Origin of the sequence: Thiocapsa roseopersicina (assembly GCF_900106925.1) — a bacterium.
In the GTDB taxonomy this organism is placed as follows: Bacteria; Pseudomonadota; Gammaproteobacteria; order Chromatiales; family Chromatiaceae; genus Thiocapsa; species Thiocapsa roseopersicina.
Genome location: NZ_FNNZ01000001.1, coordinates 99,575 through 123,916, shown reverse-complemented (window position 1 = coordinate 123,916; position 24,342 = coordinate 99,575). Strand labels below are relative to the sequence as shown.

The window sequence follows — 24,342 nt, the reverse complement described above, 5'->3', positions numbered from 1 at the left end:
CCGCCGGGTGGACGAGCGAGGGGGGAAGTTTACCGACCCCTGCTCAACCCGGTCGCTCGCGCTGGACCTTCGCGACCTTGGTCGAGACCGTCTTGAGCAAGAGCACGAACGCCTTGCGCTGGGTCAGTTGATTCGCCGTCTTCGGCTCGCCGATCATCTCCAGGCGCGCCTGAAAATAGGCGATATCTGCCTCGAGCCGCGCCAAGCGGATACGACGACGCTTGCGCTCGGTCAGGTCCGCCGCGGAGTATTGCGTTTCCATGTGAGCGCCGGCCCCGTCGATCACGGCGGGGGAGACGACAGACCCGAAGATCGGCGATGATGCTTGCCCGGTCTTTGGCGCACGTCGCCGGCTGGCCTGAACCGGCTTGCCAAGCGCTTCGGGACTTGTGTTATAAACATCGATTATCCATCTATAAAGTCAACCCAGAGAAACAACACCGAGCATGAGCGCAATCCTCGAGCTGTTTCGCAGTTCCGGCGCCCTTTACGGCGGCAATGCAGCCTTTATTGAAGACCTCTATGAACGCTATTTAAAGGATCCGGAGAGCGTCGATTTAGCTTGGCGCGAGCGCTTCCATGTGATGCACCAGGAGGCGGCCAACGAGGTCGCGCACGGCCCGGTGCGCGAGAACTTCCTGCGACTCGCCCAAGAAAGCCGAACGCGCGCACGCACACGCTCGACCGAGCGGCTCGAGCCCGCCGCCGCGGAAAAACAGGCCGCGGTGCTCTCCCTGATCAACGGCTACCGCTACCGCGGCCATCAGGTCTCCAACCTCGACCCCATCAAGCTGCGCGACACGCCAAAGATCGCGGACCTGGATCCGGCGTTCCACAACCTGGCACCGGACGACATGGACCAGGTGTTCCATACGGGCTCTCTGTACGCCCCGGACCGCATGCCTTTGCGCGACATCATCGCGATGGTCGAGCAGATCTATTGCGGTACGGTCGGCTCCGAGTACATGCACATCACCGATACCCAGGAGAAGCGCTGGATTCAGAAGCGGCTCGAGGGGTATCGCGCAATACCCGAGCTCGACACCGCCGATCGGCGTTGGCTCTTGACCCTGCTGACTGCCGCCGAAGGCTTCGAGAAGTATCTCCACCAACGCTATGTCGGCCAAAAGCGCTTTTCGCTCGAAGGCAGCGACGCCCTCATCCCGATGCTGGACGAGCTGATCCAGCGCGCCGGACGCAAGGGCCAGAAGGAGATGGTCATCGGCATGGCGCATCGCGGGCGGCTCAGCGTGCTGACCAACATCTTCGGCAAGCCACCGCAGGACATCTTCGACGAGTTCGAGGGCCGGGTCCAGATGGATTGGCGTCAGATGGCCGGCGACGTGAAGTATCACATGGGCTTCGCCACCGACATCGACACCCCCGGCGGCATCGTCCATCTGGTGCTGGGCTTCAACCCGTCGCATCTCGAGATCATCAACCCGGTGATCGAAGGCTCGGTGCGCGCACGCCAGCGGCGGCGCCACGACCGCAGCGGCGATCAGGTCCTGCCCGTGCTCATCCACGGCGACGCCGCCTTCGCCGGCCAAGGCGTGGTCATGGAGACGTTCCAGCTCTCGCAGACGCGCAGCTATGCCACCGGCGGCACGGTCCACATCGTCATCAACAACCAGATCGGCTTCACGACCAGCAACCCTCTGGACACGCGCTCCACGCTCTACTGCACCGATGTCGCCAAGATGGTCCAAGCGCCGGTCTTTCATGTGAACGGCGACGACCCGGAGTCGGTCATCTTCGTCACGCGCATGGCGCTGGACTTCCGCAACCAGTTCCACAAGGACGTCATCATCGACTTGGTCTGCTATCGGCGTCTCGGTCACAACGAGGCCGACGAGCCCGCGGTCACCCAGCCGATGATGTACAAGAAGATCCGCCGGCATCCGACCCCGCGGGCCGTCTATGCCGATCGCCTCGTCGCCGACGGCCTCCTCTCCAAGGAGGAGGCCGATGCCATGGTTGCGGATTATCGCGACTCCATCGAGCAGGGTGTGGTGGTCGCGCGTCCGGTGCTGTGCGGACTGGACCACGCCTACCGCGTCGATTGGGGCTTCTGCCGCACCACGGACTGGGATCAAGACGTCGACACGGGCGTCCCGGTCGAGAAGCTTCGCGAGCTCAGCGAGGCCATGCTGCGCGTCCCCGAGGGCTTCGAGCTCCATCCCCGAGTCGAGAAGCTGTGGGAGGAGCGGCGCAAGATGGCCCAAGGTGATCAGCTCCTCAACTGGGGCTTCGCGGAGAATCTCGCCTACGCCACCCTCCTCGACGCGGGTACGCCGGTGCGCCTGTCCGGACAGGATGCCGGACGCGGGACCTTCTTCCATCGCCACGCCAAGATCCACGACCAAGTGACCGGCAACGCCTATACGCCGTTGCAGCACATCGGCGAGCATCAGGGTGCCTTTATCGCGATCGACTCGCTCCTGTCCGAGGAGGCGGTGCTGGCCTACGAATACGGCTTCGCGACCGCGGAGCCGAACGCGCTCACGCTCTGGGAGGCCCAGTTCGGGGACTTCGCCAACGGCGCACAGGTGGTGATCGATCAGTTCATCACCTCGGCCGGAACCAAGTGGGGTCTGTGCTGCGGGCTGGTGATGCTGCTTCCGCACGGACTCGAGGGCCAGGGCGCCGAGCATTCATCAGCCCGTCTGGAGCGTTTCCTGCAGCTCTGCGCCGAGCACAACATCCAGGTCTGCGTGCCGACCACGCCGGCTCAGATGTATCACCTGCTGCGCCGCCAGATCGTCCGCGACTACCGCAAACCGCTCATCGTCATGACACCGAAGAGCCTGCTGCGCCACCGTCTCGCGGTCTCCGCGCTCGACGAGCTGACCAGCGGTCATTTCCAGACGGTCATCCCGGAGATCGACCCGATCGACCCCGCGCAGACCGAGCGCGTGGTCTTCTGCTGCGGTAAGGTCTACTTCGATTTGCTCGAAGCGCGGCGCGCGCGTGGCCTGACGAATGTCGCCATCATCCGCATCGAGCAGCTTTATCCCTTCCCCAAGGACCAGTTCGACCGCGCGCTCGAGGCTTACGACGCCACCGAAGAGATCATCTGGTGCCAGGAGGAGCCGCAGAACCAAGGCGCCTGGGACCAGATCAAACATCGCTTCCACAACCTGATGCAGAACGGCAAGCGTCCCTATTACGTCGGCCGCCCATCCTCCGCCGCACCGGCCGTCGGCCACCGCGCCGCGCATGTCGAGCAGCAGGAGCGGTTGATCGACGAGGCCCTGACCGGGCATTTCAATCCCAGCATGAATAAAAGGATCCCGCCACAATGAGCAGCGAAGTCCGTGTCCCCGCCCTCCCCGAGTCGGTTGCCGACGCGACCGTCGCGACCTGGCACAAACGCCCGGGCGATCCGGTCAAGCGCGAGGAGAACCTGGTCGATCTGGAGACCGACAAGGTCGTGCTCGAGGTCCCCTCGCCGATCGACGGCATCCTCGGCGAGATCATGGCCAACGAGGGCGATCTGGTTCAGTCCGACGCAGTGCTGGCGCTGATCGAGGCGAGCGACGCCGGGGCGACGCCGCCGGCGCGCGAGGCATCTCCGCCGCCTGCCCAAGCCGCACCTGCCAAAGCCGCGTCGCCGAGCCCAACGGCGAAGACCTCACCTGCCGGCACCGTGCCGCAGGTCGCCCCCGCCGCACGCCGCCTGGTGAAGGAGCTGAATCTCGACCCCCATGCGATTCCCGGCACGGGCCGCGACGGGCGTATCCACAAGGCCGACGTCATCGCCTATCTCGACGAGCGCGAGCAGGCGGCCCCGGCCAAGGATCCCGAGCTGACCCCCGCGGCGCCACCGCCCAGCCCGAGCCTCACCGGCGAGGCCGGCCGCCCCGAGCAGCGGGTTGCCATGACCCGTCTGCGTGCCCGCGTCGCCGAGCGTCTGGTCCAGGCCCAGCAAAACGCCGCCATGTTGACCACCTTCAACGAGGTCGATCTCAAAGCCGTTCTCGCGCTGCGCAGTCGTTACAAAGACCAGTTCGAGAAGACCCACGGGGTCCGGCTCGGCTTCATGTCATTCTTCGTCAAGGCCGCAGTGGAGGCCCTGCAACGCTTCCCGGTGATCAACGCCTCGGTGGACGGGGACGACATCATCTACCACGGTTATTACGACATCGGAATCGCGGTGAGCTCCCCGCGCGGTCTGGTCGTGCCGATCCTTCGCAACTGCGATCAACTCAGCATGGCCGACGTCGAGCAGGGCATCGTCGCCTTCGGAGAAAAGGCGCAGACCGGAAACCTCAGCTACGAGGAGCTCACGGGCGGCACCTTCACGATCACCAACGGCGGCGTTTTCGGCTCGCTCCTCTCCACGCCCATCCTCAACCCGCCGCAGAGTGCCATCCTGGGGATGCACAAGATCCAGGAGCGACCGATTGCCGACAAGGGCGAGATCAAGATCGCACCCATGATGTATCTTGCCCTGACCTACGACCACCGAATCATCGACGGACGCGAGGCGGTGCAGTTCCTGGTCAGCATCAAGGAGACGCTGGAGGATCCAGCACGGTTGCTGCTGCGCATTTAGCGACTCAGGGGCGTCTCGTACGGCAGCTGGAGCCAAACCGCCAAGGCCCGGGGCAGGTTCCTCTGCCGCGGGCCGAACCGCCGTTCGAGCATCACCGATCGATCTATGTCAGGAAGACTCGCCCCAACGGGCCATCAGCCGATGCGGCACGCCCAGATGGTCCAGGATCCGCGCCACCATGAAATCGACGATCTGCTCGACGCGCGTGGGCTTGAAGTAGAACCCGGGATTGGCCGGCATGATGACCGCACCGGCGCGCGCGAGACGCAGCATGTTTTCGAGATGGATGGCCGTGAAGGGTGTCTCGCGGATCACCAGGATCAGCTTGCGTGACTCCTTCATGGTCACATCCGCCGCGCGGTCGATCAGCGACGTCGAGACACCCGCGGCGATGCTCGCGAGCGTACCTGTGGTGCAGGGGCAGATGACCATGGCATCCGGCGGATTGCTGCCGCTCGCGACCGGAGCGGTCCACTGCTGGCGACCGAAAACACGCAGCTGTCCCGGCTGCGCCTTGAAGTAATCCAGGAAAAAGGCCTCCGCCTCGGCAGGCCGCGCGGGCACCTCCAGATCGGCCTCCATCTTCAGCACGACCTGCCCGGCTTGGGAGATCAGTAGATAGACCCGCATCCCGGCGGCGAGCAGACACTCGACCAGGCGCAGCCCGTATTGGGATCCGGAGGCCCCGGTCAAGGCGACCGTGATCGTCTTGGGCCAGTCTCGAAGCGGCTCGGCCATGCGCGTCCCTCTTCCCTAGCGCGCTCGCGCCAGACCGTCCAAGAGCTTTTGGTGGATCCCGCCGAAGCCCCCATTGCTCATGACCAAGACCTGATCGCCCGCACGACACTCGGCCACCACTGCGGCGGCGAGGACGTCGAGATCTGTGTGCACCGCCGCACGCTGAGCAAGCCCCGCGAAGACGGCCGCTGCATCCCACCCCAGATCGGCAGGTGCGAAGACGAAGACCCGATCCGCCGCGTCGAGCGAGGCGGCAAGCTCGCGATTGTGCACGCCCAGACGCATGGTGTTGGAGCGCGGCTCGAGCACCGCAAGGATGCGCTGGTCGCCGACCCGGCGGCGCAAGCCTTCCAGCGTGGTCTCGATTGCTGTCGGGTGATGGGCGAAGTCGTCGTAGACACGCACGCCCGCGACCTCGCCGCGCAGCTCCATGCGACGCTTCACCCCCTTGAACCGACCCAAGGCGGCAATCCCGGCACCGACCGGGACACCCGCGTGTCGGGCGGCAGCCAAGACGGCGAGCGCATTGTGCACGTTGTGCAGACCGGTCTGACCCCAGTCGACCTCGCCCAGAGGGTGCTCATCGAGCATCACTTCAAAGCGGGAGCCATCCGGGACGAGCAACCGAGCGGTCCACCGCCCCGCCTCGCCGAATGACTCGCGCGGGGTCCAACAACCCATCGCCAGCACCTGATCGATCGCCGGCTCGGCGCCCGGATAGACGATCAGACCGCGACCCGGGACGGTGCGCACCAGATGATGGAACTGGCGCTGGATCTGGCCCAGATCGTCGAAGATGTCGGCGTGGTCGAACTCCAGGTTGTTGAGAATCAGGGTGCTGGGTCGATAGTGGACGAACTTGGAGCGCTTATCGAAAAAGGCGGTGTCGTACTCGTCCGCCTCGACCACGAAAAAGGGTGCGGAGCCCAACCGCGCGGACAGCCCGAAGTCCAGCGGCACGCCGCCGATCAGGAAGCCCGGTGCGAGACCGGCGTCCTCCAGGACCCAGGCGAGCATGCTCGCGGTCGTGGTCTTGCCGTGCGTGCCGGCCACGGCAAGCACCCAGCGATCGGCCAACAGATTTTCGCGCAGCCAATCCGGACCCGAGCAGTAGCGCAGACCGCGATCCAGCATCGCCTCCACGGCAGGGATGCCGCGTTTCATCGCATTGCCGACCACCACCACGTCGGGCGTCGGCTCGAGGTGACTCGGATCATAGCCCTCCATCAGCGTGATCCCGGCCGCTTCGAGCTGGGTGCTCATCGGAGGGTAGACGTTGGCGTCCGAGCCGGTGACACGGTGACCGAGCGACCGCGCCAGCAGGGCGATGCCGCCCATGAAGGTGCCGCAGATACCCAGGATATGCAGATGCATGGGTGTTCAAGCTCCTCAGGCGCCGCCGAAGGCGATGCCCATCAAAAGGACCACGCCGACCTTGAAGGCCACGGCGATCGCCGCGCCCTGACCGAGCGAGATCTGAAAGGTGTGGCGCAAGATATGGCCGGTCACCACCACGCTCCACACGAAGACCACCAGAAGCAGGAGCGCGCCGAGTGCGGCCAGATCGGTCTCTTGCGAGCCGGTGGGATTGAAGCTGAGCGGAATCAGCGCAATCGCACCGATCACGATCCCGCTGCCCAAGAGCGCCGTCCCGGACTGAATGAAACGCGCATCCAGACGCATGATGCGTAGGGCGACAAAGAGTGCCCCGAGCGTGATCGCAAGCTCGAAAAGGGTCTGACCGAGGCTCGCACCGATCGACAAATCGGCGACGAGACCGATCATCACCCCGACGAAGAGACTCGCAACCGCCACGACGCCGAGCAGGATCTCCGAGGCCGGAAGGTCCTGCGGGGTTCTGCGCAAGGCACACAGCTCAACGAAAAATAAGATCAAGGCCTGCACGGTCACATCCTTCGGCGAAACCTGACGCAATCATAACCGGCCGAGTCGCTGCTGCGGCAACCTTCAATCCGATCAAGCGTCGCTGGACCGCGAAGGCGCAAAGCGCACGAAGCCCACACCGAGCAGCACCATGCCCGCCGCGAGTCCGATCGCCGGCACGTTGCCGAGCCGCACATAGGGCGTCGCGCCGGCATAGGGCCGCACCTCTGTCGCGAAGTCCCCGCGCACGAAGGAGGGCACCGTCCCGAGCACACGTCCGCGCTGATCGATGATCGCCGAGATCCCGGTATTGGTCGCACGCAGCAGATAGCGCCCGTTCTCGAGCGCCCGCATCCGCGCCATCTCCAGATGCTGATGCGGCGCCAGCGAATCGCCGAACCAGGCGTCGTTGCTGACATTGATCAGGAACTCGGCCTCGGGCAAGGCTTGGGCAACCTCTGCGGGGAAGGCATCCTCGTAACAGATCGACACCCCCGCCACGCGGTCGCCGACAGTGAGCAGCGGACGCTCGGTGCTCCCCGGACTGAAGTCCGACATGGGAACCTCGAACAGGTCCACCAGAGGTCCGAGCCACGCCTTGAAGGGCATGAACTCGCCGAAGGGCACCAGATGACGCTTGGCGTAGAGGTCCTCGCGGCTGCCGAGACTCAGCAAGGCGTTGAAGTGGCGCCCGGTGTCCGTCTCCATCACAGGGATGCCGAGGACGATCTCGGTCCCCTCCTCCCGTGCGCGGGCGGCCATGGGCTCGATGAGGACATCGCGGACACGATGCAGAAAATCCGGGATCGCCGTCTCGGGCCAGACCACCAGATCCGCATCCAGGTTGCGCTCGGTCAGATCCCAGTAGATCTCCATGGTCGAGACGAGCTGATCCGGATCCCACTTCATCGACTGCGGGATACTCGCCTGCACCACCGCGGCTCGAAAGCCCGGCCCGGACGGCTCGGTCCAGGAAACCTCTTTCAAGAGCATCCCGCCGCCCCAGATCAGGAGCAGCGCCACGGCGGCCGCGACGCGACCGCGACGCAACCCGCGCAAAAGTCCCCAAAACAAACCCGTCGACAGCAGGATCAGAAGACCGACGCCGTAGACACCGGCGATCGGGGCAAAACCGCCGAGGGGTCCGTCGATCTGCGTATAGCCCAGGCTCAGCCAAGGAAAACCGGTGAACAACCAGCCGCGCAGCCATTCGACCAGGATATAGAGACCGGGGAACAAGAGGAGCGGACCAAGCCAGGTCGGTCCGCGATCCAGGCGTCGCATCAGCCAACCCAAGAGTCCGAAAAAGAGCGCGATCGTCGACACGAAGACCGCGGTCAGCAGATGCGCGACCCAGGTATCCATGTTGCCGAATTCGTTCAGACTGATCCGGATCCAGAAGACCCCGAAGCCCATCAGGCCGACCCCGAAGAGCCAACCCCTCAGCAATCCGGCCTTCGGCGATGCGCCGTTCAGCGCAGCCAAGAACCCCAATAGGCCGATCACGACCAGCGGATACCACCCGAAGGGTGCAAACCCGAGCACCATGATTGCGCCGCTTGCACAGGCAAGCACGGCCGACAAAAGCGGTGTAAAGCGAAACGCCGGTGACAGCATGGGTTCACGCCCTGGGCTTGAGGATGACCGCGCGGGTTCTAACAGCCGAGGAGATCCCGGTCAAACCTAAACCGCAACCGTCTGGATTTGCACCCTCGTCGAGCCACGTCGGCCGCGTCTGCACCCGGAGACGTCTCGGCGGACGTAGTTCAGTCATATCGCTCGTCCTTCCACTGCCGCAACGCCTTGAAGACCTCGCGGCCGGGGCGGAGCGGTTGCCCGGCCGTGCGCTCGGCGGCTTGGACAACCTCCGGCACACGGGTGCGCAGGAAGGGGTTGGTGACCAGCTCCAGCTCGAGACGCGACGGGACCGTCGGTACCTCTAGCGCCCGTCGCCCGCGGTCGGACTCCATCCGCGCGCTCAAGGCTGGACTCCTGGGCTCGACCCAGGCGGCAAAGCCAAGATTGGCGAGCGTGTACTCATGTGCGCAATAAACCAGGGTCTCGGTCGGCAGCGCAGCGATCCGATCCAAGGAATCGGAGAGCTGCTCGAAGGTGCCGTCGAAGACGCGTCCGCAGCCGCCGGCAAACAGGGTATCGCCGCAGAAGAGGCTGCCGGCACCGAGATAGGCGATGTGCGTGGAGGTGTGACCCGGCACCTCCATCACCCGAAAATCCACGCTCAGACCCTGCGGACGCACGACAGCCCCCTCGCTCAGCGGATCGGTCAGGTCGCGAATCCTGCGGTCGACGGGGCCATAGACGCGCACATCCGGAAAGACCGCGCGCAGCTCGCTCAATCCGCCGATGTGATCGCCGTGGTGGTGGGTGATCAAGACGGCGGTGAGGACGCGATTCTCCGCGCGCAGGAGATCCAGGACCGGATCGGCATCGCCCGGATCCACGACCACTGCCGTTTCAGGCGTCTCGGCCAAGAGCCAGATGTAGTTGTCCTCGAAGGCAGGGATGGGGCGAATCTCGAGCATGGGCGGCTCCGGGGTATCAATCGTCAATAGGGATGAGCCGAAGGACCTCGGGCGTGCTCGGCGTTTCGGAGCGAGACAGGCACGAGCAGCGATCGTCGCGAATCGACGATTCCGGCGGCCTCGGCAACCCGTCTATGATCACACGAACCGGTGCCTGGCAGCGCCTTGCCCGCATCGCGCCCGGCCTAAGAACAAACCGGTGTCCGGACCGATAACCGGATTTTTGTTGATGTTGTGCACGGGTATCCGGGCGTTACAGTTGCAAGCTGGACGCGCGGTCCGCTCCGGATGCCGCGACGTTCGGGGCTTCCCCATCCGTTTCCGGCGAGGGTTGGTTATGAGCTCGCAGCCTTTGACACATCACGAGATCTTCACCCTGGTCGAGCCCTTTACGCGGCGCGGACGCCATGTCGACCTCGCCGCGAGCGACCGGATCGAGCGACGGCTTCTCTTCAAGCCGTTCGATCACGGCGAGGACGCGGCAGAGCTGAGCGGCGTGCGCGAGATCCTGCTGCTCGAAAACCCCAAACCGGACAGATTCCGGCTCACGCGCACACTGCGCCATCCCGATGGATTGGAGGCGGATCTCGTGATCGAAGGCCCGGACCCCGGCAACCTTCTCGACCGTATCGAGTCCATCGATCCGGGTCGCCATTTCCGCGGGAAGAGCGGATACAGGATCGCCCGAAGCTACCGTTTGGAATCCGCCACGGGAGGTATCGTCGACGCCGCCTCCGCGACGCGCCTGCTCCTGACGCGCGGTGCGGCTCACGTCGATGGCCTGACCCTGACGATGAAAGCGCAAACCGGGCGCGGCATGCCGGCGGAGCTTGAGCTGCACGCCGAGGACGGCGATACCATCGCGTTGCCGGAGGACATGCTGGCGGTGATCGGATGGGATTGGCGTCGTCTCAATCGAGTCAAGACCTGTTGGAAAAGCACCCTGCGGCTGCGCGGGAAGGAGCCCGGCCGCAGCCGCGACGCCGAGGTGAAGCTGACCCGAACCGTCGAGCATCTGGCCGAGACGCTCCGCGAGCCGCCTGCGCATTACCATGAGCGGCTGGTTGCGGCACGTTGGAATGTCGCCTTTCGGCGCGCACTCCCGCTGCTGATCGGTTTGGGTTTGATCTTCGGTGCACCCGCGATCCAGTTCCTGGAGCTCTCGGAGGGATCGCTGATCCGCATGCTGATCTTCCACTCCCCGCCCCTGCTGATGGTGCTCTTCTTCTCGATGAAGGAGATGCCGCGCATCGAGATCCCGCCCTTTCCCAAGCCTTTGACCATCTCCTCTTGGCGAGAAGGGCCCTTGAGCCCGCCCGGCGAGATCCCGAAGACCTCGACGCAGGACGCCTGACGGTGAGCGTCGCCGAAACCGAGACCGGATCGGATCGGATCGGTATCGGAATCGCCCAAGACGCCAAAAAGAATTCAATGACTTAAACCGCGTCCGCTGCGACGCTCATTGAGATCACCCAACGCCGAGCCAACTCATGGGGGTGCATGTCGTACCAGGACGCGGTTTAACCTCGGAGAGAAGCGCTCAAGATGCTCGGCAACCCGATGAACATCCCCCCCGTCTCGATCGCCGCGGCCAAGGCCGCACTGGTCGAGCAGTATTCCGATCCGACCTTACGGCGACGCGCCTCCATGCTCTGGGGTACGCGTGGCGTGGGCAAGTCCTCGATCGTGCGTCAGGTTGCCGATCACTTCGGGGTCCCCTTGGTGGATCTGCGCCTGACCACGATCGAGCCGGTCGACATCCGCGGCGCCATCTATGCCGACGACACCCTGGCCAAGACGGTCTGGTTCCCGCCCGAATTCCTGCCCTCGCCCGACCAACCGGACGGCATCCTCTTTCTCGACGAGCTCACGGCCGCGGATCAGCGACTGCAGATCTCGGCTTACTCGCTGATCCTCGACCGGCGCGTCGGTCACTATCGGTTGCCCGACGGCTGGCAGGTGGTGGCGGCGGGGAATGCGAGCTTTCACGGCGCAGTCTGTCACGACATGGGCACGGCCCTAGCCGATCGGATGTTTCATTTCAATGTCCAGACCGTCATCGATGCCTTTCTGGCACACGCGATGGCCATGGACTTTGCGCCCGAGGTGATGGCCTATCTCAAGGTCCGCCCGGACAAGCTCGACGACACCCAGTCGCAGCTTGCCAACGACCACCTGATCGGCGCCAGCCCGCGGGGATGGGAGGACATCTCCAACGTCCTGAAATCGGGGTTGTCGGAAGGGACCAAGCGGGTCTTCGTGCAGGGGCGCATCGGCGCCGCCAACGCGGCGGAGTTCTTCGGCGTGCTGCGCGAGATCCAGGCCGGCACCGACGTGGTGCGCCTGCTGGCCAGCCGGCCTGGCCCGGAAACCGCCGCCTTGCTGCCCCGCACGCTCGACGGGCTCTACGGCATGATCTACGGGCTGCTCGCCGCCAGTACGGACGCCGACGCCATGGCGCGCGCACTCGAGATCGTCGAGCAGTTTCCGGACATCCGAAGCGAGGTCCCCCTGCCGATACGCGAGTCTCAAACGCTCGCGATGGAGCTTCTGATGCAGAGGGCGTTGGAGCTCGGGTTGGAGGCGACCGTTTTGGACAGCGCGAGTTACCGGCATTATCTGGAGCAACGCCATGGCGAAGGGTGAGCTGCGAGCTGATGCGTGATGAATGATCTTTACCGGCACCGCGGGACGCGGGCGATTCAGCAGATGGTGGAATTCGCGCCGTCCACGGGCGGTCTTGCGCTCTGGGTGAAGCACCGGGATCTGCCGCCCGAGATCGACCCGGGCCCGGTCGCAACCGACGGGGACACCGTCTATTACGGCGCCTCCTTCGAGCGGCTTTCGCTTCATGCGCAGGTCGGTCTCGTCGCGCACGAGGTACTTCATATCGCCTTGCGGCATCCGCAACGTTATCTGGATCTGCAACACCTCTTGGGCGATGTGGATCTCGAGCTCTTCAACATCTGTGCGGATGCCATCGTCAACAGCGCCTTGAGTCACTTGAGCTGGCTCGAGCTGCCGGTGTCGTCGGTGTTTCTGGAGAAGCTCCTGCTCGCCACGCTCGGTGTGGATGTCGGTGTGGACAAGGCCCTGCTCGAATGGGATGTCGAGCGCCTCTATCGCGCCATCGACGACCGCCGGGCAGCAGAAAAGGGCCGCGCCCAAAAGACCCGCCGACGTCGCCGCGGCGGCATCGGCGACAGCCAACCGGGTGCGGAGGGTCGCGCATCGCGCAACCCGGTCGAGGACTCGACACGCTCGGAGGCGCGTGAGGACGGCCCGATGTCCGCGCGGGTCAGGTCACTCGGCGCCGAGACCCATGCCGATCTCTTCCCCCAGCCCGATGTGCAGAAGCAACCCGAGCTGGAGGCCGAGCAAGCACGCGAATGGAGCGAGCGCATCCTGCGTGCCCATGCCGGAGACGGCGCGCACTCGATGCTGCGCGCCCTGATCGCGGATCTTCCGAAGATCCGCACGCCATGGGAGCAGATCCTGCGCACACAGCTGGCACGCGGTCTCTCGATTCAGCCCAATCTCTCCTGGTCCAGACCGGCCCGATCCTACATCGCCAATCAGGGCCGGATCGGACCGGGGCGACGCCTGCCCTGGGAGCCCGGCATCAACTCGGCGAAGTCGGTGCCGCGACTGGTGGTGATCGTCGACGTCTCGGGCTCGATCGAGGACAACCTGATGGAGCGCTTCGCCGGCGAGATCGAGGCGATCACGCGACGCTTGGAGGCCGGCCTCGTGCTGGTGATCGGCGATCGCATCGTTCAACGAGTCGCGCACTTCAAGCCGGGGCAATCGGACCTGCGCGGCATCGCATTCAACGGCGGCGGCGGGACGGATTTCACCCCGCTGCTCGAAGAGGCCGACAAGCACGGCCCGGATATCGGCGTCGTCCTGACCGACCTGGACGGCCCCGCGCGTTTCAGACCACGCTGGCCTGTCATCTGGGCCGTACCCGAATCCTATGCAACGCCGGAGCAGCCGTTCGGGCGCAAGCTGATCCTGAGCTGATGTTCGGTCTCGGCGGATGCGATGGTCCGCTGATCGAGAGCGCACGCGCACAACGAAAAAAGCCAGGCTGATGCCTGGCCTTTTTCGTTCCGGCGCACCCGAGGCGCGCCGGCGGTTCAAGCAGCTCTTACTTGACTTGGGGCTGAGCCGGAGCAACAGGCGCCATCGGGGCGACCGGCGCTGCGTAGGGGTAGGCGTAAGGGTAGCCGCCTCCGTAGTAAGGCGCGCCATAGCCGTAGTAGGGGTTGTTGTAGCCGTAGCCATAACCGCGACCCTGACCGCGGCCGTAGCCACGACCGCTGCCGCCGCCGCTCATGCCGAAGTTGAAGTCACCGTAGCCGTCGCCGAACATGTCGCCCATGGCATCGCCGAGACCGGAGCCGTAGCCCGGGCCGTACCCGCCGGCACCCGGACCCCACCAAGCGGAGGCGGACGCGGAAGCACCGAGGAGGGCGGCGATGGCAGCAGCAGTAGCAAGCTTGTTCATTCTATTCTCCGAATCGATTTTATGTTGTTGGCAGCAAGCGTGAAGTCCGTATCGGCCTCCACTGACGAGCAGTATATTAGAAATTACTAAATTAGCAAGCGCTAATTTACGATTGGATTGCGGATTGCCGTTGTTCACCCGGCTATCCTGATGCTGCAGGCTCCAGTGCACCCTCGGGCGATGCCGGGCCGGCGCGCCACAAACGCCAACGCAGGCCGGGCTGGGTCGCGATCCCGACGACGGCATCGCGGATCCGCCCCGAAGGATCGACCACGAAGGTGGCCGGCACCCCGACGACGCCCCAGCGACTCGCGATATCCCCGGTCGGGTCGGCGATGACCGGGTAAGCGTGCCCCGCCTCCGCCATGTACCGACGCAGCTCCTGCGGACCGCCCGATTGCATCGCGACGGTCACCACGGCGTGATCCTCGGCGATCGCGGCGACGGCACCGTCCATCAGACCGCAGACCGGGCACCAGCTCGCCCAGAAGTGCACCAGCACAGGCCGCCCGGCAAGCGCGGCAAGGTCGAACGCCTGTCCATCCAGTGTGACACCGACGAGCGGCGGTGCCGTGCCGGTGACCAAGGGTCGCGCCTTCCACCATTGGACGGCGCCGACAATCGCCAGGATCAGCGCGATGTTGATGACCCAATCGCGCAGACGTTTGGCTCGCCGAGCCGAGACGCTCGGGGACTGATTACCGGACATGCGCAAGACCGTCGAAGACGCAAGCGACGACAGGGCCGGCCAGACCCGCACCGAGGAGCGGCAGGGTGACGCGCAGACCCAGCGCCCGGCCACCGATCGATGCTGCAATGATGCCTTTGACCAGGCTATTGACCGCCGCGGCAATGACGATGCTCGAGACTGCAATCCCCGCGGGGAGCGCGTCCCTGCTCATGCGTGCGATCGCGAGGGTGATGGCATCCACGTCCGCGATACCCGAGGCGGCGGCCAGCATCATGACGCCGCTCGCACCGATCCAGCTCTCGATCCCCTTCGCCGACACCATCACCAACGCCAGCAGAAGTCCGAAGCCGACCGCGGATTTCAGCTCAAGCGGGTTGTCGAGAAGAGCGTCCGCCTCCACGTCGCCGCGCGGCTGGGTCAGCCAGAAGAAGGCCGCGAATCCGTAGGCGATCAGGGCCATCGTCGCGGCAGGCCAGAGCAAGGACAACAGCAGTGGCGGGTGAATCAGCGTCGACACCAGCAGCATTCGGGGGAACATGGTTGCGCAGGCCACCAGGATTGCTGCGGCCAGCACGGGGGCCATCTCAACGCGAGCACGCGCCAGACGCGAGAAATGCAGAGTCAGCGCGGTCGAAGACGCAAGACCGCCGAAGAGCCCGGTAAACAGGATCCCGCGCCGAGCTCCCACCAGCTTCATCGCGTAATAACCGACAAAGGAGATGCTTGCGATCAGCACCACCATCCACCAAATTTCACGCGGGTTGACGGCATTCCAGGGGCCATACCCTTGATCCGGCAACACCGGCAAAAGCACCACCGAGATGAGCAGAAGGGTGAGACCTGCCCTGAGATCCTTCTGCTCGATGGCGTGGATCCAGCGATGGATGAGCGGCTTGGATCCGAGCAGCAAGGCGGTCACGACGGCCGCCGCCGCAGCGGCGGCCGGATCGCCGAGCACCGCGAGCGCCCCGAGCAAGAAGGTCATCAAGCCGGCGACGAGGCTGGTGATGCCGACATCCTCGTCGTGCCTGTAGTCCAGGACGTGCGCAACCGTCAGGGCCCCGGCAAGCCCCACGAAGATCAGCCCCAGCGTCAACCCGCCCGAACGCCCGGTCACAAGTCCGGAAATCCCGCCGAGAAAACCGAGCAAGGCGTAGGTGCGAACACCCGCGACGCGTCGTCCTTCCTCGGCGCTGCGCTCCTTCCAACCGCGCTCGACACCGATCAGCAGACCGATGGCCAAAGCGACGGCCAGCCCGGCGAAGACCTGGTGATCCTCGAGCATCACGTGACCGCGTCGGCTTCGCTAGGGTTGCTTCGGGCCGGCCGTCGGAACCACGCTCCGCGCGGTGGCCACGCGGGTGTACCCGAGATCGTGCCGTAATCGGCGCCGGGGCGCCCGGATCTCGTTCATGAAAGCCCTCCACGCGCGGTTGTGCCGTTGCTCCCGAACCCTCGCATTCTGCTCTGTCATCTTAGATCAATGGTCGGGTGTCGGGCGGATCGCTGCGGTCTCGCTCACGTCGACGATCTCGTGCAGAACCGTCGTCGCATAGGCGCCGGCAGGCAGGGAAAAGCTAAGCCGCAATCCGCCGTCGACCCGTTGCTCGCCCAGATCGGCCACCGGTAGACGTAGAGACCGACGCTCCTGCGCCAGACCGAAGGCGGCAAGTCCCTCGCACCAGGTCGGAAAGCGCATTCCGACGCCGTCTTCGAGCAGCCGGACCGATCCACGCGAAGGCAGCTCGCCGTTGCCCCACAAGGGACCCGTCGGGTGCACGTCCATACCCTCGCAGCGCGCGCTCGTCAGGGCGTCGATGGTCTCGGCGAGGAAATAGGAGTTGGATCCGGCAAGCTGGAGACAGTCCCCGTCGAGCGCCGAGTCCCAGTCGCCACGCCGAACCCGTTCGGCCAAGACCTCGTTGAAGATCTGCGAGCGTGCCGCGGAGAGCCAGAGGCCGGACAGATGACGGGGTACACGACCGGCCGTCCCGGCGAAGAGTGCATGGGCACGCACCAGATTGGAGTGGTCATGCCCGAAGCGTTGCTCGCCGAAGTAGTTCGGGATCCCGCGCACGCGAATCCTCGCGAGCCGCTCGTCGAGCCCGGGTAGGGTCTCGCGGTCGAGCTCGCGGACCAGGATCTCGAAACGGTTTCCGGCCAGGGCGCCCCGCTTGAGCTTACGTCGATGCGGGTGCGATTCCAGGACCTCGATGCCCTCCTCGACAAGGCCCGACCAATCGGGTATGCCCTCGCGCGGACGCGGGATCGAGAACCACTGGAGGGTCACGGCGTGACGGTCCTTCAGGCCGGCATAGCCGACGGTGGAGACCGACACACCGGCCACACGCGCCAGGCGGCGTGCCGCCCATTCGGTGTTCGCGCCGGTCTTGCGCACCCACAACAGCAGATGATCGCCCTCGCCGTCCGGGGCGAACCCGAGCTGCTCCTCGACCCGGAAGTCTTCCGGTCGAGCACGCAAGCGCCCACGGGCAAGGGCAGCGCCGTGCGCTCGGGGTAGTGCGTCGACCGGTATCCAGCTCGGCAGGGACACCTCAGGCGTCCGCCAACAGCACCACGGCGCTCGCCGCGATGCCCTCGCCTCGGCCCGTGAATCCCATCTGCTCGGTCGTGGTTGCCTTCACGTTCACGCGCGCGGGGTCGCACCCCATGTCCGCGGCAAGACGGGCGCACATCTGCGGGATATGAGCCGCGAGCTTAGGGCGCTGGGCGATGATGGTGAGATCAGCGTTGTGCACGCGCAGCCCACGCTCGGCGAGGCTCTCGATCACGCGCCGGAGCAAGATGCGGCTGTCGATACCGGCATAGGCTGCATCCGTATCCGGAAAATGCCGACCGATGTCGCCGAGCCCGGCCGCACCGAGCAAGGCATCGCAGAGTGCGTGGATAGCCACGTCGCCGTCGGAATGCGCGAGCAAGCCCTGATCGTGCGGGATCTCCAGACCGCCGAGCACTAGCGGGCGTCCGGGGCCGAAACGATGGGCGTCGAAGCCCTGACCGATGAGCATGTTGGAAAGCCTCCAGCCTCATGCCTCGTGCCTCCTGCCTCCTGTACGCTCGCGCGACGGTGGCCGGAGGCAGGAGGCCGGAGGCTCTTGCGAGTTTGGATTAGCCCAGCCGTCCCTGCTGTTGCAGGTAGAAGCGGGCGAGCGGGAGATCCTCGGCGCGCGTGATTTTGATGTTGTCGGCATGGCCTTCGATCAGACGCGGTGCTTGACCGATGCGCTCCATGGCCGAGGCGTCGTCGGTCACCAGATCATTGGCGGCCAGTGCGTCGGTCAGTGCGGCACGCAACCGGCCAAGACGGAACATCTGGGGCGTGAAGGCGTGCCAGAGCGAGGCGCGATCCACGGTCGCGCCGATGCGATCGTCCGGCTCGGCCCGTTTCATGGTGTCGCGCACCGGGATGCCGAGCAGGCCGCCGACCTCGTCCTCGATCAGCGCCTCGATCAGCCGATCGAGATCGGCCGGGCGCAGACAGGGTCGCGCCGCATCATGCACCAACACCCAATCCTCGGCATGGGCACGGGTACCCAGTGCGTCGAGCGCATTCAGGACCGAATGGCAACGCTCGGCACCGCCGTTCGCGCGGGTCACCTTGGGATGGTCGGCATAGGCCGTCGCGTCCCAGTAGCGATCGGTCGGGTCCAGCGCAACCACGACGCCCCGGATCCGCACGTCGGCCACGAAAAGATCCAACGCATGATCGATCACCGCGCGACCGGCGAGATCCAGATATTGCTTCGGCGTCGCACTGCCCATGCGCCGACCCACCCCGGCGGCAGGGAGCACGGCCCACAAGTCCGGTGAAGGGCTCATCGCTTCACCTCCGGGGGCGTCTTCTCCGGTGCGTCGCGCTCGATGACCTGAATGAAGATCTCGCCCGGTTTGATCATCCCCAGATCGCGGCGCGCGCGCTCCTCCAATGCCTCGACCCCTTCGCGCAGGTCCATCACCTCGGCCTGGAGCTCCTGATTACGTGCACGCAGACGCTCCAGCTCCTCCTCCTGAGCCGCGATCTCGTTCTTGAGCCCGTGCACCTCGGCCAAGCTCCCCTCCCCGACCCACAGCCGAAACTGCAGGCCGGCCAGCAAAAGGATCAGCACGAGGATGAGAAGGCGCATGGAGGGTGTCTTCAGCGTCGGCAGCAGGGGACGGAGACGCCCGACCCCTGAGCGCCAACCATCAAAGCCACTTGAAGGCAGAGCGACCCGCATAGGTGGCCTCGTCGCCCAACTGATCTTCGATCCGCATCAGCTGGTTGTATTTGGCAACCCGGTCGGAGCGCGAGAGCGAGCCGGTCTTGATCTGGCCCGTGCCGGTCGCGACGACCAGATCGGCGATGGTGGTGTCCTCGGTCTCGCCGGAGCGGTGCGAGACCACGGCGGTGTAGCCGGCAGCGTGGGCCATGGCGATCGCCTCAAGGGTCTCGGTCAGGGTACCGATCTGATTGACCTTGATGAGGATGGAGTTGGCGATGCCCTTGTCGATCCCTTCCTGCAGGATCTTGGTGTTGGTGACGAAGAGGTCGTCGCCGACGATCTGGACCTTGCCCCCGAGACGCTCGGTCTGGCGCTTCCAGCCGTCCCAATCGCCCTCGGCCAAGCCGTCCTCGATGGTGATGATGGGGTATTTCTCGACCCATTCGAGTAGAAGGTCGGTCATGCCGTCGGAGTCGAGCGTGCGGCCTTCGCCCTTCAGATGATACTTGCCGTCCGCGTAGAACTCGGAGGCCGCCACGTCCATGCCGAGATAGATGTCCGATCCGGCCTTGAATCCCGCCTTGTGGATCGCCTCCAGGATCGCCTCGATCGCTGCCTCGTTGGAGGGCAGGTCGGGGGCAAACCCGCCTTCGTCGCCGACGGCGGTCCCGAGGCCACGCCCGTGCAGGACGGACTTGAGGGCATGAAAGACCTCGGCACCGTAGCGCACCGCCTCGCGGATGCTGGGCGCGCCGACCGGCAGGATCATGAACTCCTGGAAGTCCACGCTGTTGTCCGCGTGCTCGCCGCCGTTGATGATGTTCATCATGGGCACGGGCAGACGGTAGGGTCCGGTCGAGAGCGACATGAAGAGCGGCAGCGCCTTCTCCTGCGCTGCGGCATGCGCGGCGGCGATCGAGACGCCGAGCAGCGCGTTGGCGCCGAGACGGGCTTTGTTGTCGGTCCCGTCGAGCGCAATCATGGCGCGATCGAGCGCCGCCTGGTCACCGACCTCCATGCCGACGACCGTGTCGCGCAGCTCGCCTTGGATGTTGGCGACGGCGGTCAGGACGCCCTTGCCGCCGAAACGGGAGCGGTCGCCGTCGCGCAGCTCGAGGGCCTCGCGCGAGCCGGTCGAAGCACCGGACGGCACGATGAAGCGGCCGATCGCACCGTCGGCCGTGATGACATCGGCCTCGACTGTGGGATTTCCGCGAGAGTCCAGTACCTCGCGGGCGCGGACATCGACGATCTCGGACATGGCATGTCTCTCCAAAAACAAAAGCAAGAACGGCGCGATTCTTCAATAGAATCGCATGGGTATATAGACCTCAGCGGGGAGTCTCGCGACGATCGGTCCGACGCAGGCGCGTGTCCGATTCCGTTGTGCAATTCACATCGGCTCCGACAGAGCGACCCCGGAGGTCGACCCGATCGAGCACGCGCAGGGGGACAGGCTCGCCGGCCCTACCGCACGCGGCCTCATGCCGACCTCAAAGCGATTGCTCTGCGAAACCTGCCGATTTTACCAGTCGGTCGATCTGAACCAGGGTTTCGAGCAGGGCGCGCATCTTGTCCAGAGGCCAGGCGTTCGGGCCGTCGCTCAGGGCCACATCGGGATTGGGGTGGGTCTCCATGAAGAAACCGGCGACCCCCACGGCCACCGCGGCGCGGGCCAAGACCGGGACAAACTCGCGCTGACCTCCGGAACGATCGCCCTGCCCGCCCGGCAGCTGTACCGAATGGGTGGCATCGAAGACGACCGGGCAGCCCGTCTCGCGCATCACCGAGAGTGCGCGCATGTCCGAGACCAGATTGTTGTAGCCGAAGGAGACGCCGCGCTCGCAGACCAAGATCTGCTCGTTGCCGGTCGCGCGCGCCTTCTCGACCACGTGGCGCATATCCCATGGTGCGAGGAACTGACCCTTCTTGATGTTGACCGGCTTGCCCTGGCTGGCGACCGCTTGGATGAAATTCGTCTGGCGACAGAGAAAGGCCGGCGTCTGAAGCACATCCACCACGTCCGCGACCTCGCCCAGCGGCGTGTCCTCGTGCACGTCGGTCAGGATCGGGACGCCGATCCGCGCGCGCACGGCATCCAGGATCGTCAGCCCCTGCTCCAGCCCGAGACCGCGGAAGCTGCCCGAGGAGGAGCGGTTGGCCTTGTCGAAGGACGACTTGTAGATGAAGGGGATCCCCAGATCGTCGGTCATCTCCTTGAGCGCGCCGGCGGTGTCCTCGGCCAGTCCGGCGCTCTCGATCACGCAGGGACCCGCGATCAGAAAGAGCGGCCGATCCAGCCCGACCTCGAAACCGGGGAGGAGCATCATGCGGGGGCGCCCTGCACCAGCTCACGCCGCGTCAGCGCGGCACGAACGAATCCGCAGAAGAGCGGATGACCGTCGCGCGGGGTCGAGGTGAACTCCGGATGGAACTGGCAGGCGATGAACCAGGGATGGTCCGGGATCTCGATGATCTCCACGAGCCGGTTGTCGAGCGACCAGCCGGAGAAGCGCATCCCTGCGTCCTTCATGACGTTCAGATAGCAGATGTTGAACTCGTAGCGATGCCGATGACGCTCGCGGATCTGCGGCTTTCCGTAGACGCTGCGCGCCAGGCTACCGGGTTCCAGACGACAATTCTGGCCGCCCAGGCGCATCGAGCCGCCCAGATCCACGCCTTCGGCACGGGTCTCGATCCGCCCACGCTCGTCGCGCCACTCGGTGATCAGCGCGATCACGGGATGCGGGGTCTGGCGATCGAATTCGGTGCTGTGCGCGCCCTCCAGCCCGGCGACATGACGCCCGTACTCGATGACGGCGATCTGCATCCCCAGACAGATCCCGAGATAGGGGATGCGGTGCTCGCGCGCGTACCGGGCCGCCTGGATCTTGCCTTCGATCCCGCGCTCGCCGAACCCGCCCGGCACCAGGATGGCATCGAGCCCTTCGAGACCGTCGGTCCCCTCCTGCTCGATCACCTCCGAGTCCAGATAGACGATCTCGACCTTGGTCTTGGTGTGCACTCCGGCGTGGGCCAACGCCTCGGAAAGCGACTTGTAGGCCTCGGTGAGGTGCATGTACTTGCCGACCATGCCGACGCGTACGAGCTGCTCGGGGTGATCGAAACCTTCCAGGACGCGATCCCATTCGCGCAGATCCGCCTCGGGGGCATCGATCCCGAACTGACGCACGACCAGATCGTCGAGCTTCTGATCATGCAGCAGACGCGGGATGCGATAGATGTTGTCGGCATCCACGGCCGAGATGACCGCATCCTCGGTCACGTTGGTGAAGAGTGCGATCTTGCGACGCTCCTCGTCGGGCAGATTCTTCTCGGCGCGGCACAGCAGGATATCCGGCTGGATACCGATCGAGCGCAGCTCCTTCACCGAGTGTTGCGTCGGCTTGGTCTTGATCTCGCCGGCGGTGCGGATATAGGGCACCAAGGTCAGGTGCATGAAGAGCGCGTTCTCGCGCCCCTCCTCCACCCGCATCTGGCGGATCGCCTCCAGGAAAGGCAGCGACTCGATGTCGCCGACCGTGCCGCCGATCTCGACCATGGCGACGTCGGCGCCCTCGGCACCCAGACGAATCGCCTGCTTGATCTCGTCGGTGATGTGCGGGATGACCTGGACCGTGCGCCCGAGATAGTCGCCGCGCCGCTCCTTGCGGATGACGCTCTCGTAGATCTGCCCGGTCGTGAAGTTGTTGTTGCGGCCCATCGGGGTGCGCAAGAAGCGCTCGTAGTGGCCGAGATCCAAGTCGGTCTCGGCCCCGTCGTCGGTCACATAGACCTCGCCGTGCTGAAACGGGCTCATGGTGCCCGGATCCACGTTGATGTAGGGATCGAGCTTGATCATGGTCACCCGCAGGCCGCGAGCCTCCAGAAGCGCCCCGAGAGACGCCGACGCGATGCCTTTACCGAGCGACGAGACGACACCGCCGGTGATGAAGATGAACTTGGTCATGGGGGTAGAGGAGGCTGTCGAGGGCAGAGGCCCGTATCCGCCGACAAGCTACCAAAAACCCCGCAACGGCTCAATGCGAATGGCGCCGGACCACCGCTCGGAAGGGGCTCGACGGAAGACGTCGGGCGTTCCGGCAGAGAACAACTCCGTGTACCCGAGGACACGCGAAGCCTTCACAAAACCCGAGGAGGTTTTTTTATGGTCGTCGCCCTATGTCGCGCCGGAAGCTCGCGCGACCGGCGAAGGGAAGTAGACCAAACGCAGATTCGGCATGCTCCCGTCAAGGCCGCGCCCGTGAGAGCGCGGCTTTTTTGCGGGTTCAGGACGGTCCGGTGACAAGAAGATAATCTTCGCTTGATCCAGATCAAGCGACGGTTCAAAATCCCGCGACCGAAGACCGAGGGGCGATGCCGTGAGCCACCATAAAGTAATCTCGCTGGAGACGATTCGCATCGCCTGCAGGAACTGCTCTCTGTCGTCGCTCTGCTTGCCCATGGGCCTTGCACCTGACGACGTCGAGCGACTCGACGAGATCGTGAAGCGCACGCGCCCGCTCCACCGCGGAGACTTCTTGTTTCGCGACGGGGACCGATTCCGCTCGCTCTATGTCGTGAAGACCGGCTCCGTGAAGACCTTCGCCCCCAGCCCCGAGGGCGGCGAGCAGGTGTTGGGTTTTCATCTCCCCGGCGAGGTCATCGGATTGGATGCCATCGACAAGGACATCCACGCCTGCTCGGCAAAGGTGCTCGAGACGTCTGCCATCTGCGAAGTCCCTTTCACCCGGCTCGAAGAGCTCACCGCAACCATTCCCAGCCTGCAGCATCAGATGTACCGCCTGCTCAGCAAGGAGATCGGGCACGACACGGATATGCTCCTGCTGCTCGGCAAAAAGAACGCCGAAGAGCGTCTCGCCGCCTTCCTGCTCAGCCTGTCCAAGCGCCTGCACAAACGCGGGTTGTCCGCGACCGACTTCTATCTGAGCATGTCCCGACATGAGATCGGCAATTACCTGGGTCTCGCGGTGGAGACCGTCAGCCGACTCTTCACGCGCTTCCAGGACGACGGCCTGATGAACGTCGACCGCAAACACATTCAGCTGCTCGACGTGGACACGCTGGAGTCGTTGGTGGGCGGCGCCGGGCAGAATCGCCGCCAACAGCAGCAGAGCTAAACTGCGCCCGGTGCGGTGCGAGAGGCTCGTCGGATTGGATCAGACCCGGAGCGA

The 24,342-nt window shown here is 65.1% G+C and carries 23 protein-coding genes; 6 read left to right on the top strand and 17 right to left on the bottom strand.

Translation table 11 applies throughout. The features are described 5' to 3' along the window. Positions 1-43 precede the first annotated feature (43 nt). Positions 44-262: a hypothetical protein gene (locus BLV04_RS00560; protein ID WP_093027831.1), complete on the bottom strand. Its 219-nt coding sequence runs from the start codon at positions 260-262 to the stop codon at positions 44-46. 184 nt (positions 263-446) lie between these two features. Between BLV04_RS00560 and BLV04_RS00555 the strand changes: the two genes are divergently transcribed. Next, positions 447-3,305: a 2-oxoglutarate dehydrogenase E1 component gene (locus BLV04_RS00555; RefSeq protein ID WP_093027070.1), complete on the top strand. Its 2,859-nt coding sequence runs from the start codon at positions 447-449 to the stop codon at positions 3,303-3,305. Next, a complete protein-coding gene (gene odhB / locus BLV04_RS00550) occupies positions 3,302-4,558 on the top strand; it encodes a 2-oxoglutarate dehydrogenase complex dihydrolipoyllysine-residue succinyltransferase (RefSeq protein WP_093027068.1) in 1,257 nt (418 codons plus the stop codon). The genes BLV04_RS00555 and odhB overlap by 4 nt, the downstream gene beginning before the upstream one ends. Before the next feature lie 108 nt (positions 4,559-4,666). Here odhB and BLV04_RS00545 read toward each other — a convergent pair whose 3' ends face one another. The 5 genes from BLV04_RS00545 to gloB form a co-directional block, all read right to left on the bottom strand. After that, positions 4,667-5,296 carry a flavin prenyltransferase UbiX gene (locus BLV04_RS00545; RefSeq protein WP_093027066.1) on the bottom strand — a complete coding sequence of 210 codons (630 nt, stop codon included), beginning with the start codon at positions 5,294-5,296 and terminating at the stop codon, positions 4,667-4,669. Between the two features lie 15 nt (positions 5,297-5,311). Beyond that, positions 5,312-6,670, bottom strand: a complete 1,359-nt coding sequence (gene mpl, locus BLV04_RS00540) for a UDP-N-acetylmuramate:L-alanyl-gamma-D-glutamyl-meso-diaminopimelate ligase (protein WP_093027064.1) — start codon at positions 6,668-6,670, stop codon at positions 5,312-5,314. A 15-nt stretch (positions 6,671-6,685) separates the two neighbouring features. Beyond that, the gene (locus BLV04_RS00535; protein ID WP_342721880.1) at positions 6,686-7,162 is read right to left on the bottom strand and encodes a hypothetical protein; all 477 of its coding nucleotides are present in this window, start codon (positions 7,160-7,162) and stop codon (positions 6,686-6,688) included. A gap of 111 nt (positions 7,163-7,273) precedes the next feature. Further along, on the bottom strand, positions 7,274-8,797 hold the full coding sequence (gene lnt / locus BLV04_RS00530; protein WP_093027060.1) for an apolipoprotein N-acyltransferase: 1,524 nt from the start codon (positions 8,795-8,797) through the stop codon (positions 7,274-7,276). Positions 8,798-8,946: 149 nt separating this feature from the next. Beyond that, positions 8,947-9,723, bottom strand: a complete 777-nt coding sequence (gene gloB / locus BLV04_RS00525) for a hydroxyacylglutathione hydrolase (protein ID WP_093027058.1) — start codon at positions 9,721-9,723, stop codon at positions 8,947-8,949. Between the two features lie 337 nt (positions 9,724-10,060). Between gloB and BLV04_RS00520 the strand changes: the two genes are divergently transcribed. The 3 genes from BLV04_RS00520 (at position 10,061) to BLV04_RS00510 (ending at position 13,746) form a co-directional block, all read left to right on the top strand. Continuing rightward, the gene (locus BLV04_RS00520; RefSeq protein WP_093027056.1) at positions 10,061-11,077 is read left to right on the top strand and encodes a hypothetical protein; all 1,017 of its coding nucleotides are present in this window, start codon (positions 10,061-10,063) and stop codon (positions 11,075-11,077) included. 206 nt (positions 11,078-11,283) lie between these two features. Continuing rightward, positions 11,284-12,369 (top strand): AAA family ATPase, encoded by a 1,086-nt coding sequence (locus BLV04_RS00515; protein WP_245731631.1) that lies wholly within the window; start codon positions 11,284-11,286, stop codon positions 12,367-12,369. Positions 12,370-12,387: 18 nt separating this feature from the next. Further along, the gene (locus BLV04_RS00510) at positions 12,388-13,746 is read left to right on the top strand and encodes a vWA domain-containing protein (protein WP_093027052.1); all 1,359 of its coding nucleotides are present in this window, start codon (positions 12,388-12,390) and stop codon (positions 13,744-13,746) included. Positions 13,747-13,873: 127 nt separating this feature from the next. On the opposite strand, the gene BLV04_RS00505 is transcribed toward BLV04_RS00510, so the two are convergent. The 11 genes from BLV04_RS00505 to BLV04_RS24730 all read right to left on the bottom strand — a co-directional run bounded on the left by BLV04_RS00505 (position 13,874) and on the right by BLV04_RS24730 (position 23,612). Beyond that, positions 13,874-14,233: a sulfur globule family protein gene (locus tag BLV04_RS00505; protein ID WP_093027050.1), complete on the bottom strand. Its 360-nt coding sequence runs from the start codon at positions 14,231-14,233 to the stop codon at positions 13,874-13,876. Between the two features lie 142 nt (positions 14,234-14,375). Continuing rightward, entirely contained in the window at positions 14,376-14,942 is a 567-nt protein-coding gene (locus BLV04_RS00500; RefSeq protein ID WP_093027048.1) for a protein disulfide oxidoreductase, read from the bottom strand. Then, positions 14,932-16,209, bottom strand: a complete 1,278-nt coding sequence (locus BLV04_RS00495) for an MgtC/SapB family protein (RefSeq protein ID WP_175534426.1) — start codon at positions 16,207-16,209, stop codon at positions 14,932-14,934. Before BLV04_RS00495 ends, BLV04_RS00500 begins: the two co-directional genes overlap by 11 nt. Positions 16,210-16,404: 195 nt before the next feature. Then, positions 16,405-17,478: a tRNA pseudouridine(13) synthase TruD gene (truD, locus tag BLV04_RS00490; protein WP_093027044.1), complete on the bottom strand. Its 1,074-nt coding sequence runs from the start codon at positions 17,476-17,478 to the stop codon at positions 16,405-16,407. A gap of 1 nt (position 17,479) precedes the next feature. Next, a complete protein-coding gene (ispF, locus tag BLV04_RS00485) occupies positions 17,480-17,953 on the bottom strand; it encodes a 2-C-methyl-D-erythritol 2,4-cyclodiphosphate synthase (RefSeq protein ID WP_093027042.1) in 474 nt (157 codons plus the stop codon). A gap of 100 nt (positions 17,954-18,053) precedes the next feature. Next, a complete protein-coding gene (gene ispD / locus BLV04_RS00480; RefSeq protein ID WP_093027040.1) occupies positions 18,054-18,764 on the bottom strand; it encodes a 2-C-methyl-D-erythritol 4-phosphate cytidylyltransferase in 711 nt (236 codons plus the stop codon). Continuing rightward, the gene (gene ftsB / locus BLV04_RS00475) at positions 18,761-19,069 is read right to left on the bottom strand and encodes a cell division protein FtsB (protein WP_093027038.1); all 309 of its coding nucleotides are present in this window, start codon (positions 19,067-19,069) and stop codon (positions 18,761-18,763) included. Before ftsB ends, ispD begins: the two co-directional genes overlap by 4 nt. Positions 19,070-19,130: 61 nt before the next feature. Continuing rightward, complete coding sequence (gene eno, locus BLV04_RS00470) at positions 19,131-20,408, bottom strand: phosphopyruvate hydratase (protein ID WP_093027036.1); 1,278 nt, start codon at positions 20,406-20,408, stop codon at positions 19,131-19,133. A 232-nt stretch (positions 20,409-20,640) separates the two neighbouring features. Beyond that, positions 20,641-21,477, bottom strand: coding sequence for a 3-deoxy-8-phosphooctulonate synthase (gene kdsA / locus BLV04_RS00465; RefSeq protein WP_217633632.1), 837 nt, complete (start codon positions 21,475-21,477; stop codon positions 20,641-20,643). Beyond that, the gene (pyrG, locus tag BLV04_RS00460; protein ID WP_093027034.1) at positions 21,474-23,117 is read right to left on the bottom strand and encodes a CTP synthase; all 1,644 of its coding nucleotides are present in this window, start codon (positions 23,115-23,117) and stop codon (positions 21,474-21,476) included. The genes kdsA and pyrG overlap by 4 nt, the downstream gene beginning before the upstream one ends. Before the next feature lie 210 nt (positions 23,118-23,327). After that, positions 23,328-23,612 carry a hypothetical protein gene (locus tag BLV04_RS24730; protein WP_175534419.1) on the bottom strand — a complete coding sequence of 95 codons (285 nt, stop codon included), beginning with the start codon at positions 23,610-23,612 and terminating at the stop codon, positions 23,328-23,330. On the opposite strand from BLV04_RS24730, the gene fnr reads away from it, so the two are divergent. Next, positions 23,530-24,288, top strand: a complete 759-nt coding sequence (gene fnr, locus BLV04_RS00455; protein WP_093027032.1) for a fumarate/nitrate reduction transcriptional regulator Fnr — start codon at positions 23,530-23,532, stop codon at positions 24,286-24,288. The genes BLV04_RS24730 and fnr overlap by 83 nt on opposite strands. Positions 24,289-24,342 lie beyond the last annotated feature (54 nt).

Excerpts from the sequence above, each read along its gene's own strand:
- ispD (WP_093027040.1), bottom strand. The coding sequence starts at position 18,764 with ATGAGCCCTTCACCGGACTTGTGGGCCGTGCTCCCTGCCGCCGGGGTG.
- kdsA (WP_217633632.1), bottom strand. The coding sequence starts at position 21,477 with ATGATGCTCCTCCCCGGTTTCGAGGTCGGGCTGGATCGGCCGCTCTTT.
- BLV04_RS00500 (WP_093027048.1), bottom strand. The coding sequence starts at position 14,942 with ATGTCCGGTAATCAGTCCCCGAGCGTCTCGGCTCGGCGAGCCAAACGT.
- BLV04_RS00505 (WP_093027050.1), bottom strand. The coding sequence starts at position 14,233 with ATGAACAAGCTTGCTACTGCTGCTGCCATCGCCGCCCTCCTCGGTGCT.
- BLV04_RS00510 (WP_093027052.1), top strand. The coding sequence starts at position 12,388 with ATGAATGATCTTTACCGGCACCGCGGGACGCGGGCGATTCAGCAGATG.
- ispF (WP_093027042.1), bottom strand. The coding sequence starts at position 17,953 with ATGCTCATCGGTCAGGGCTTCGACGCCCATCGTTTCGGCCCCGGACGC.
- eno (WP_093027036.1), bottom strand. The coding sequence starts at position 20,408 with ATGTCCGAGATCGTCGATGTCCGCGCCCGCGAGGTACTGGACTCTCGC.
- pyrG (WP_093027034.1), bottom strand. The coding sequence starts at position 23,117 with ATGACCAAGTTCATCTTCATCACCGGCGGTGTCGTCTCGTCGCTCGGT.
- BLV04_RS00515 (WP_245731631.1), top strand. The coding sequence starts at position 11,284 with ATGAACATCCCCCCCGTCTCGATCGCCGCGGCCAAGGCCGCACTGGTC.
- ftsB (WP_093027038.1), bottom strand. The coding sequence starts at position 19,069 with ATGCGCCTTCTCATCCTCGTGCTGATCCTTTTGCTGGCCGGCCTGCAG.
- BLV04_RS24730 (WP_175534419.1), bottom strand. The coding sequence starts at position 23,612 with ATGGGCAAGCAGAGCGACGACAGAGAGCAGTTCCTGCAGGCGATGCGA.
- odhB (WP_093027068.1), top strand. The coding sequence starts at position 3,302 with ATGAGCAGCGAAGTCCGTGTCCCCGCCCTCCCCGAGTCGGTTGCCGAC.
- BLV04_RS00560 (WP_093027831.1), bottom strand. The coding sequence starts at position 262 with ATGGAAACGCAATACTCCGCGGCGGACCTGACCGAGCGCAAGCGTCGT.
- BLV04_RS00545 (WP_093027066.1), bottom strand. The coding sequence starts at position 5,296 with ATGGCCGAGCCGCTTCGAGACTGGCCCAAGACGATCACGGTCGCCTTG.
- mpl (WP_093027064.1), bottom strand. The coding sequence starts at position 6,670 with ATGCATCTGCATATCCTGGGTATCTGCGGCACCTTCATGGGCGGCATC.
- BLV04_RS00555 (WP_093027070.1), top strand. The coding sequence starts at position 447 with ATGAGCGCAATCCTCGAGCTGTTTCGCAGTTCCGGCGCCCTTTACGGC.
- lnt (WP_093027060.1), bottom strand. The coding sequence starts at position 8,797 with ATGCTGTCACCGGCGTTTCGCTTTACACCGCTTTTGTCGGCCGTGCTT.
- gloB (WP_093027058.1), bottom strand. The coding sequence starts at position 9,723 with ATGCTCGAGATTCGCCCCATCCCTGCCTTCGAGGACAACTACATCTGG.
- BLV04_RS00520 (WP_093027056.1), top strand. The coding sequence starts at position 10,061 with ATGAGCTCGCAGCCTTTGACACATCACGAGATCTTCACCCTGGTCGAG.
- BLV04_RS00495 (WP_175534426.1), bottom strand. The coding sequence starts at position 16,209 with ATGCTCGAGGATCACCAGGTCTTCGCCGGGCTGGCCGTCGCTTTGGCC.